The sequence below is a fragment of the Candidatus Angelobacter sp. genome, from assembly GCA_035607015.1.
Lineage (GTDB): Bacteria > Verrucomicrobiota > Verrucomicrobiia > Limisphaerales > AV2 > AV2.
Map to the genome: position 1 here is coordinate 23511 of DATNDF010000418.1, position 6000 is coordinate 29510.

The 6000-nt window shown below is 59.6% G+C and carries 5 protein-coding genes; all 5 read left to right on the forward strand.

Going from position 1 to position 6000, the window contains the following annotated elements:
* The first annotated feature begins 446 nt into the window (after positions 1–446).
* Positions 447–1376, forward strand: coding sequence for a 16S rRNA (cytosine(1402)-N(4))-methyltransferase RsmH (gene rsmH, locus VN887_16755; protein ID HXT41659.1), 930 nt, complete (start codon positions 447–449; stop codon positions 1374–1376).
* 1 nt (position 1377) lies between these two features.
* A complete protein-coding gene (locus VN887_16760; protein HXT41660.1) occupies positions 1378–1758 on the forward strand; it encodes a hypothetical protein in 381 nt (126 codons plus the stop codon).
* Positions 1759–1792: 34 nt separating this feature from the next.
* Entirely contained in the window at positions 1793–3730 is a 1938-nt protein-coding gene (locus VN887_16765) for a penicillin-binding protein 2 (GenBank protein HXT41661.1), read from the forward strand.
* Between the two features lie 7 nt (positions 3731–3737).
* Positions 3738–5231, forward strand: coding sequence for a UDP-N-acetylmuramoyl-L-alanyl-D-glutamate--2,6-diaminopimelate ligase (locus VN887_16770; protein HXT41662.1), 1494 nt, complete (start codon positions 3738–3740; stop codon positions 5229–5231).
* A 9-nt stretch (positions 5232–5240) separates the two neighbouring features.
* On the forward strand, positions 5241–6000 hold a 760-nt coding region (murF, locus tag VN887_16775), incomplete at its 3' end, for a UDP-N-acetylmuramoyl-tripeptide--D-alanyl-D-alanine ligase (GenBank protein HXT41663.1).

Here is a 6000-nt window from a genome sequence, read left to right on the forward strand (position 1 = left end):
GTGGCAGGCGCGGGAATTGTGGCGAGCCGCCCGGCGCCGCGGCTGGAATCCACGGCGACGAAAAATTTGGCCTTCAAGGCGCGGGTTTCAGACACTGCGGCACGGTCGCAGTCAGCGATCAAAACCTGCCCGAACACGGTTCCTGTTTCGACGAATTGGTTTCGGTTGCGCAAAAACCCATTCACACACCAGCCCACAGGTGGAACCGTTTCGCCGGTACCGGTACAAGCTGAATTGTCGCTGGATTCAGTAAAGCCCGTTCGGAATGATTTGATCGACGCAGATTTGGAAGTTGTTGCCGCGAAGCCCGCGGCGCCGTCCGCCGAGAGTCGGAAGCCGGACCGCCGTCGATGGTTCAAACCACCAGCGCCCGGCTTCGCGTTGAGTCGTTTGACCGCGCGGTGGTTCGGATCCGAACGTGTTCGCGCATAGTCTGCTCATGAACAGTGGCCGAATACATTCACAATCCAGTAATGGTGGCGGAAGTGTTGGCGGCGCTTCATCCCAGGCCCGGCGGCCGATATGTCGACGGTACCGTCGGTGGGGGTGGACACGCAACAGCCATACTGAACGCGAGTGCGCCCACTGGATGGTTGTTTGGATGCGATCGCGATGGCGAAGCGCTTGAGGCGGCTGCACAGCGGCTGTCGGAGATTGAGGGCTGCTTCGAGCTGCAGCGCGGCAATTTCGCGGAGTTGTCGAATTGGATTGATGCGGAGAGTTGCGACGGCGTTTTATTTGATTTGGGAGTGAGTTCCCCGCAACTCGACCGGCCGGCGCGCGGCTTTAGTTTTCAGCAGGACGGCCCGCTTGATATGCGGATGGATGGACGGCAGACGCTGACGGCGGCGCAAATGATCAATGACGCAGGCGTTGAAGAATTAACGCGGATTTTTCGGGACCTGGGCGAGGAACCCGAGGCACGCCGGTTGGCGCGCGCGATTGAAAACGAGCGGCGTTTCCGCCGCTTCGAAACGACGCGCCAACTGGCGGAGCTAATCGAACGACTTTTGCCTCGACGCGGCCGCCGGATACATCCGGCGACGCGTGTTTTCCAGGCACTCCGCATCGCGGTGAATGATGAACTCGGCTCTTTGCGTGACGGACTCGAATCCGCGGTGAAGATTCTGAAATCGGGCGGACGGCTGGCCGTGATTACGTTCCATTCAATCGAAGACCGTGTCGTAAAGAATTTCGGGCGCGAGCGCTCGCGCGATTATTTTGTTGCAGGTGGCGTGGACGTGCCTGAACTGCGGCAACCTGTCGCGCCGCAGTTGAAATGGGCAAGCCGGAAGCCGATCCGGCCCGATGCCAGGGCGGTCGCTGCCAATCCACGCGCGCGCAGTGCGCGACTCCGTGTGCTGGAAAAGATTTAATATGGCGCGAAACCGAAAACATGAATCCGCCGCTGTACGTTTTGGGGCAGCGCTGAAAGCGCTGCTCATCTGCCTGTTGATCGGGGGCTCGGGCGTCGGCTATGTGTGGCAGCAGAATCAGCTTCTCGAACTGGGCAGTCAGAAAATCGAGAAGGAGAAGCGCCTGATCGTGTTGCGGGCGCACAACAGCCAGTTCGCCCGACAGCTCGCGGAGCTTCAATCACCCGAATCGCTTAAGTTGCGGTTAAAAGATTTGAAGCCGGCACTCGTGATCGTGCAGCCGACACAGATCGTTCGTCTGGTGGACACGCTGGCGCCCGTTGCGAATCCAACAGAATCTCAGTACGCAAAACAGCAAACCGCCGCTTTGGCGGCCAGGTAACTTGAAACGAGAGAGACAGAGGCTCCTTTCTGCCATGATCCAGCCAGCGCAATATCGGCGGCTGGGGATGATGGCATTGTTGCTCGTCGTGGCCTTCGCCGGGCTGGGATACCGCCTTGTGGATTTGCAGATCGTCCGCCACGAAGACCTGAGCCGGCTGGCGGCCGCTCGCAGGGAAAGCACCATCATTCATCCGTCGCCGCGAGGCGACATCTTGGATGCGAAGGGAAATGTGTTGGCGACATGCCTTTTCGTCAAAACCGTGTGCGCGGACCCCAGTCTGATCGGAACCAATCAACTCGTCGTCGCGCGCACGCTGGCTCCTTTGCTCGGAATGAGCGAGGCAGATCTGGCTCAACGGCTTCAACCTCGAGTCTGGACCGACAAATCTGGAAAGGAGCACGCGGACAAATACGTCCCGCTCAAACGAAAGGTCACGCTCGACGAATGGGAAAGAATCCAGGGGGCGATGAAGAATGTCGCATCCGGGGTGGATGAAAAGAAACTGCCAAAACGGGAGCGCATATTCTATCAGAATCTTCGTCAACGCGCCATTTTCACGGAGCCGTCGGACGACCAGCTGAGAGTGTATCCCGGCGGCGCCCTGGCGTCCCACGTTTTGGGGTTTACTGCTGCCACGGACAAAGTCGTCGAGGGGGCCGTTGTGTCCGAGTTGGCGGGGCGCGACGGAATAGAAGCGTCGTTCAATTCAGCGCTCAGTGGCACGGCGGGCTGGCGGCAGACGGAGAACGACCGCCGCAGGCGGGAACTGGTCCTGTTTCGTGAGGAGGACATTGCGCCACGCCCCGGATTGAACGTCGTCCTCACTCTTGATGCAACTGTGCAGGACATCCTTGAGGCGGAACTGGCAAAGGGCATGGAGGCAAATACACCGGCCAGCATCTCCGGCATCGTCTTGCGCCCCAAGACGGGCGCCATTCTGGCCATGGCATCGCTTCCAAATTTCAATCCGAATCAGATCGATAAGAGGACGCCCATCGCCAATCTCCGCAATCGAATCGTTACGGACACATTCGAGCCGGGTTCAACCTTCAAAGCGGTCGTGGTATCAGCCGCGCTGAACGAACAGGTGGTATCGCTCAACGACGTGATTTACTGTGAGAACGGACTATTTCCATTCGCCGGGCACACTTTGCACGACGCCGGACATCATTTCGGCAATCTGACCGTCGAAGAAATCATCGCGAAATCATCCAACATCGGCGCGGCCAAAGTAGGCATGAAACTGGGCGAAACGCGCCTTTACAAATACATTCGGGATTTCGGATTTGGTTCCCGCACAGGCATCGCCCTGCCGGGCGAGGTGCGCGGCACGGTGCGCGACGTGAAGGACTGGTACAAGGTGTCGATCGCCCAGATTCCCATGGGACAGGGGATCGCCGTCACGCCGTTACAAATGGCGATGGCGATCAGCGCCATCGCCAACGGAGGACGGCTTATGCAGCCAATGCTGGTTGACCATCTTGAGGACGAACGCAAGGAGGAGGTTCTCAAATGTCAACCGCGGGTTGTCCGTCCGGTTGTCAGAGAAGAGACCGCACGGCTGATGGTCCAGGCGATGAAAAAGGTCGTGCTGCCGGGCGGCACCGCGCCCAAGGCGGCGCTGGAGCATTACACCGTGGCCGGCAAAACCGGTACGGGCCAAAAGCCCCCGTACAGTTCTCACAAGTATTTTTCTTCGTTCATCGGCTTCCTTCCGGCTGACGATCCGGAAATCTGCGTTGCGGTGTTTCTCGATGAACCGGATCTGAAACGCTATTACGGCGGTGAAACCGCGGGGCCAATTTTCAAGGCAGTTGCCGGGCGCGCGGCGGTTTACCTGGGCATCCGGCCCGACGAGCAGGCACCGTCCGTCCGTCCTCTGAAGCCGTCTCCGAATCGCGCCGAGACGATCGCTGAAACCGACGTCTCCAACACATTGACGGCAGCACAAATCCGGCGAAACTTTTGATGTGCCCATGCAGTTGAAGCGACTTGTCACGGCGCTGACGCCGATTCGCGTCGAAGGTCCACTCGATCGCGAGGTGGCGGGCATCGCTTATGATTCGCGCCGTGTGACGCCCGGAATGGTTTTTGTTGCCGTCCCGGGTCGGAAAGCAGACGGGCACGATTTTATCAGCACAGCGATTGACCGCGGCGCGATAGCGGTCATTTGCGAAAAAAATGGTTTCGTTTCCCAGCGGGCGACGAAGATCAAGGTTGCCGACACCCGCGAATCACTCGCCCTGGCGGCGGCGGCTTATTATCAGCATCCGAGCCAAAAACTGCGGGTCATCGGCGTTACCGGAACAAATGGCAAGACCACCGTTTCGTTCATGGTGAAGCAGATTCTGGAGGCCGCAGGCGTCAACTGCGGTCTGATCGGCACCGTGCGTTATGAAATCGGAGAGCGCGTCATTCCCGCGCAGCGCACGACGCCGGAGGCGCTCGAAATCCAGCAGATGATGGCACAGATGCTCCGGGCCGACTGTCAGGCGTGCGTGATGGAAGTGAGCTCGCACGCGCTTGAGCAGAAACGCGTGTGCGGGGTCGAATTCGACGCGGCCATTTTTACAAACCTCACCCAGGATCATCTCGATTACCACGGCACGATGGAGAATTATTACGCGGCCAAAAGAAAGCTGTTCTCCACGCTGGAGCAGGGCATGAAAAGGTCCGGCGCCATCATCAACATCGACGACCCGTTTGGCGCTCGACTCGCGAAGGAAACCAACGTTGAAGGTCAAATGACCTACGGCTTGAGCGACACGGCAAAAGTCCGCGCCACCGGGATCAAACTCGAACGGAACGCCACCCAAATGGTCATTGAGACGCCGCAGGAAAAATTCCACTGCCGGTTGCCGTTGATCGGCCGGCACAATGTCTATAACGCGCTGGCGGCCGTCGGCGCGGGGCTGGTCCTGAAAGTTGGAGTGAACCCGATTCAAACCGCATTAAACGCGGCGAAGACCGTGCCCGGCCGCCTTGAAAGCATCGTGCTCGGCCAGCCCTTCGGCGTATTCGTGGACTACGCGCACACGGACGACGCGTTGCGCAACGTGCTCGGGACGCTGCGCGAAATCACGCCGGGCCGACTCCGGCTTCTGTTTGGCTGCGGCGGCAACCGCGATGCCGGCAAGCGTCCGAAGATGGGCAAAGTTGCGGCCGAACTCGCGGACTTCACGATCATCACAAGCGACAATCCGCGGCGCGAATCACCCGAGAAAATCGCCGCGGCGATTGAAGACGGCTTTCGTAGCGTGCGGCCCGACGGTTATCGCGTCGAACTGGATCGCCAACGTGCCATTGACGAAATCATTCGCACGGCGGAGGCGGGAGACACGGTGTTGCTGGCCGGCAAAGGCCACGAGACCTACCAGGAGTTCGAGGACACGGTGGTCCCGTTTGATGACCGACTCCATGCGATCGAGACACTCGAGGCAGTCGGCCATGCGGGAGACGGGAAATCCTAGCGGCCAGCAATGGAACCGCGCTCTTTGACATACATCGCAGAAGCGTGCGGCGGTGAACTGTTGAGTGGTTCGCCCGCTGCGATGGTAACTCGAGTCTGTACCGACTCGCGGCAGGCGCGACCCGGCGATCTGTTTCTGGCGCTGGCCGGAGAGAAGTTTGACGGCCACCATTTTTTGAACGAGGTCGCTCAGAAGGGCGTGGTCGCAGTGGTCGTCGAGAAAGGAAAAAATCCCGATTCCGCCCCGGGTTGCGCGGTGATTGCAGTCGGGGAAACACGCCTGGCACTGGGCAGACTGGCGGCGCGGTACCGACGCGACTTCGAGTTTCCGGTCATTGCGGTCGGCGGCTCGAACGGCAAAACGACAGTGAAAGAGTTGCTCGCGTCCGTGCTCCGGCAGCGGTTCAGGACCCTCTGGAGCGAGGCGAGTTTCAACAACGACATCGGCGTGCCGGTGACGTTGTTGAAACTGGAAAACTCGCATAAGGCCGCCGTGATTGAAGTGGGCACAAACCATCCGGGGGAGCTCGCGCCGCTCGTGCGGATGGCCGCGCCGCGATGGGGCGTCGTCACCAGTCTCGGGCGTGAGCACCTGGAATTTTTTGGCGACATCGAAGGTGTCGTGGAAGAGGAAGGCTGGCTGGCGGAATTGTTGCCTGCAAACGGAAGACTGTTTGTGAATGGTGACAGCCCGCAAATCGAAAAGGTTGTTTCGCGATCGCGGGCGAATGTGACGCGCGTTGGGTTTGGTGCGAGAAATGACTGGCGGG

Bases quoted from the DNA above. Each gene is read 5' to 3' on its own strand.
- VN887_16770 (HXT41662.1), top strand. From the start codon at position 3,738: ATGCAGTTGAAGCGACTTGTCACGGCGCTGACGCCGATTCGCGTCGAA.
- VN887_16765 (HXT41661.1), top strand. From the start codon at position 1,793: ATGATCCAGCCAGCGCAATATCGGCGGCTGGGGATGATGGCATTGTTG.
- VN887_16760 (HXT41660.1), top strand. From the start codon at position 1,378: ATGGCGCGAAACCGAAAACATGAATCCGCCGCTGTACGTTTTGGGGCA.